Source organism: Halorubrum sp. SS7 (genome assembly GCF_005435055.1).
GTDB classification, from domain to species: Archaea; Halobacteriota; Halobacteria; order Halobacteriales; family Haloferacaceae; genus Halorubrum; species Halorubrum salinarum.
The window spans coordinates 1-238 of record NZ_SGXV01000616.1 but is presented as its reverse complement, the minus strand read 5'-3'; the positions used below and the strand labels follow the sequence as shown (position 1 = coordinate 238).

Annotated in this window: 1 pseudogene; it reads left to right on the top strand. The window is 62.6% G+C overall.

What is annotated here, in order from left to right:
• Nucleotides 1-238 (top strand): annotated as a pseudogene (locus EXE44_RS19350) (glutamine synthetase); the annotation flags it as partial.

The window sequence follows — 238 nt, the reverse complement described above, 5'->3', positions numbered from 1 at the left end:
ATCTGTGACATCGTCGACACCGACGGCGAGCCGTTCATCGGCGGTCCGCGCCAGGTCTTGAAAAGCGTCCTCGATGACGCCGAAGAGATGGGCTACTCCGTTTCGGTCGGTCCGGAACCGGAGTTCTTCCTGTTCGAGAAGGACGACGAGGGCAACGCGACCACCATCCCGCACGACAACGGCGGCTACTTCGATCTCGCGCCGAAGGACCTCGCGTCCGACGTGCGCAAGGAGATCA